The 3353-nt window shown below is 37.2% G+C and carries 3 protein-coding genes; 2 read left to right on the forward strand and 1 reads right to left on the reverse strand.

Going from position 1 to position 3353, the window contains the following annotated elements:
* Positions 1–208: 208 nt before the first annotated feature.
* Positions 209–1084: a cupin-like domain-containing protein gene (locus tag ABVT42_RS21785; protein WP_367024443.1), complete on the reverse strand. Its 876-nt coding sequence runs from the start codon at positions 1082–1084 to the stop codon at positions 209–211.
* A 343-nt stretch (positions 1085–1427) separates the two neighbouring features.
* Between ABVT42_RS21785 and ABVT42_RS21790 the strand changes: the two genes are divergently transcribed.
* Positions 1428–2453, forward strand: a complete 1026-nt coding sequence (locus ABVT42_RS21790) for an MbnP family copper-binding protein (protein WP_367024445.1) — start codon at positions 1428–1430, stop codon at positions 2451–2453.
* 58 nt (positions 2454–2511) lie between these two features.
* Positions 2512–3309 (forward strand): cytochrome c peroxidase, encoded by a 798-nt coding sequence (locus tag ABVT42_RS21795; RefSeq protein ID WP_367024447.1) that lies wholly within the window; start codon positions 2512–2514, stop codon positions 3307–3309.
* Positions 3310–3353 lie beyond the last annotated feature (44 nt).

Here is a 3353-nt window from a genome sequence, read left to right on the forward strand (position 1 = left end):
ATGCCAATAAGAAATTGGAAAGCGGCCTTAAATCGATTTATGATTCAATTTGAAGACCGATTAAAAGATTATGTTTAACCTAGGGCAGTTACACAGAATTTTTTACAGGGTTACCTAATACTAAAAAAACGTAAGTAACATTAGCTTGTCCCATAACCTAACGTAGTGGCTGCATAAAAGTTTAGGTTTTTCCTGCTGTTCATATGTTTTATTTATTTCTTAAAGCATTCTTTAAAATACTAAGAACGTTAATTGCAGGAAATAATAGCGCTTTCAATTTGTCTTTTTTATCAAATTTACCAACAGGTACAACCGACATTTTGGCTTTAGTACGTAATCTGTTATTCACCGACATTGCGTCAAGCCAAACTTTGCTTTGTTTAGTCCTAAAAATAATTGACATCGAAATAGAGACATCTTCAGGGCCATTTTTAATATAATGTCCCGCTATAAATGGGATATGAAGCGCCTCTCCGGGGCTGAATTGGAATTTATGAGCGCGGTTATCGATACTTTCACTCCAACCAGGTCTTAGCGGACCATAGTCTGCAAAACTTTCTCTAGTTTCAGCAGGAACAACCCCTTCATCAAATTGATCAAACACTGCAACTTGTTTACTTCCTCTAATTTGAAAAAGAAATGTCGAGTATCTATCGATATGAAAGGGAGTAAATGCATTAGGTGAAGCGATAAATAAAAATAACATGGGTTCTATGGCTTTCTTACCTACACCTTTTTCATTCATCACAATTTCGATATCGTGAATAAGATCCTGATATAGTTCTTTAAATGACGGGTCAACTTCAGGACTTCTCACCATAATGTAGGAATCCGACGTGCGTATATTTTCTATAGTTTCCTCAATTGTCAGACCATTTTTTTGGTCGATATGAGCGCGGTCAAAGTTTGCATTTAAATCATCTAGCCCTTTAGAGTACATCACTTGGCCTTTGGGTAAATTAACCAGCACCTTTGATAAATTTTCTAATGATAGCGCTGGATGATTTCTCAGCTTGTGGAAAAATTTGAAAGGTTTTTTATCTAGATTTTGAGGGTCTAGATCAGATTCAATAAACTTATACACAGCTACTCTTCTTGTTCTTTTATATTCGTTATTGTATCCAGATTATATATTATATTGTAATTCCAAACTAGCGATAGAAAATACATTATTAAACTCTCCCAATAGGAGAGAATCTAGATTATTTGTAGGAGAGAAGCTAGATTATTTGCTGTTGATTTTCATAGTTTTTCTTCCATTTGCATGTGAGTTGAGCATATAAATGTGACAATTTGCCACATTCTTTACTCATGCTCGATTCATTAGAATTGCCACCATTCTCATACTACATAGTATGCAATAAACTTATCATCCACAAAATAGATTTATTTCCGTTACCTTAAAATAGTTAACTACTGGAGATTGTATGTATTTACGATGTTTATATACACTGTGTATTTCTTTATTTGTTCTGCAAGGCTGTGGTGGCAATAGCAGTAGTAGCAGCGATAATAATTCAATAGATGATCTAATTGACACGCCTGTAACATTGTCATTTGCTGCTCGAAGCAATCATTTAGATATTAATTGTAATGATGTTTACACGGGTTTTGGACCTGATGCCGAAGCATTTATAGGTATTGGAGATTTACGTTTTTTTGTCAGTAATATTCGTGCATACAATGCCAGCGACGATCTGGTTGCCGTAACTTGGGATAATAATGAATTTCAATATAACCACGAGTCTGGCTCAGTTGCTTTAATCGATTTTTTAGGTGCTGGTTCAAATTTTTGTGATACTGTTGCTGAAGCAACAGGTAGAACAAATACCGTTATTACCGGTATCAGCAATGGAGAAGTTATTTCTAAAGTGACGTTTGATATTGGTGTACCTCAAGCTTTAATGAAGGCTGTGATTGCTGCTGGCCCGGTTGAAGATGCTCCCTCTCCATTAAATGAATTGAATTGGTCCTGGGCTGGTGGTTATCGTCATTTTGTTATTAATTTTACAATGATGAATAGCAGTAATTCCGCAATTATAAATAACAGCTCAATACATATTGGAAGTACTGATTGTGGTGGTGATTTTTCTGCGGGTATTAATGCACTAACCGATCGCGACGAATGTGGATACTTAAATACCGCACAGGTATCGCTAGAACAGTTTAACCCAGAATCAAACATCATCGTGTTTGATGTGGCGTCAGCGTTGAGTAATATTCGAGCAACTGATCTGGTTAGCGATGTATGGCAAGCACATAACGGTGATGAGACTCTTTGTATCGATGAACGGCGCGATGGAGAGTGGTGTGTTACCGGTCAGAACTTTGGTTTACAGTGCCATTCAGGATTAGCAACCGAAGCCTGTCAGTCCATATTCCCTAACTTTGGCATCGAACTCACTACCGGCGAGTCATCTAGTCAAACAAACTCTGTTTTCGATGCTGAATAATTACTTTTTGACAGTGTCAATGTTGGAAAAATACCAGAAAAAATTTTGGTTAAACCAAATGCAAAATATTCTTAGTATTGTAGTACTTTGCTCGGTGAGCTGCTTAACGGCATGTGATAGCTCATCGGAAACAACAGTTGTCACAAGCAATGAAGAAATCGATTTACGACAGTTGCTAAAAGTACCGGAGCACTTTGCCATACCACCTATACCCGATTACAATGTTCCAACACGTGAAAAAATTGAATTAGGTCGACGATTATTTTATGACACTAAACTATCCGCAAATCAAACACAATCCTGCGCATCCTGTCATAAACAATCGCTAGCTTTTAGTGATGGCAAGGTGACACCAAAAGGTTCAACAGGTGAGCAGCTCGTGCGCAATAGTCAAGGATTAGCCAATTCAGCTTATCACCCGACACTGACCTGGGCCAATAAAGTTTTTCTTGAAATAGAAGATCAATTACAAGTACCGATAAGAGCAGATGATCCGGTTGAACTTGGTGTGACACCCATTTATGTCGATGAGGTACTAGCAAGATTTAATAATGATAATGTGTATATTGGACTGTTTGCAAATGCCTTTCCTGAAAGTTCAACTGGTGCAACACTTAATAAAATTATTCAGGCACTAGCCACATTTTGTCGCACATTAATCTCTGGTGATAGTCCTTATGATCGTTATTACCAAGGCGATAAAACCGCACTTACCCAACAGCAGTTACTAGGCTTTCAGCTTTTCAATGGCGAAAAATTTGAAAAACAAGGGGTCAAGCCTATTTTACAATATATAACCCCCTTTCCAATTGCTTTACCTCACTCAACCATTGGCCTTCAACTAACTCACGCTTAACCTTATTCACAGAAAATGATACACTTCCACTATGACTTAAGTTA

This window comes from Aliikangiella maris, assembly GCF_040719265.1.
GTDB lineage: Bacteria > Pseudomonadota > Gammaproteobacteria > Enterobacterales > Kangiellaceae > Aliikangiella > Aliikangiella maris.

Coding starts and splice junctions, on each gene's coding strand:
- ABVT42_RS21795 (WP_367024447.1), top strand. CDS start 2,512: ATGCAAAATATTCTTAGTATTGTAGTACTTTGCTCGGTGAGCTGCTTA.
- ABVT42_RS21790 (WP_367024445.1), top strand. CDS start 1,428: ATGTATTTACGATGTTTATATACACTGTGTATTTCTTTATTTGTTCTG.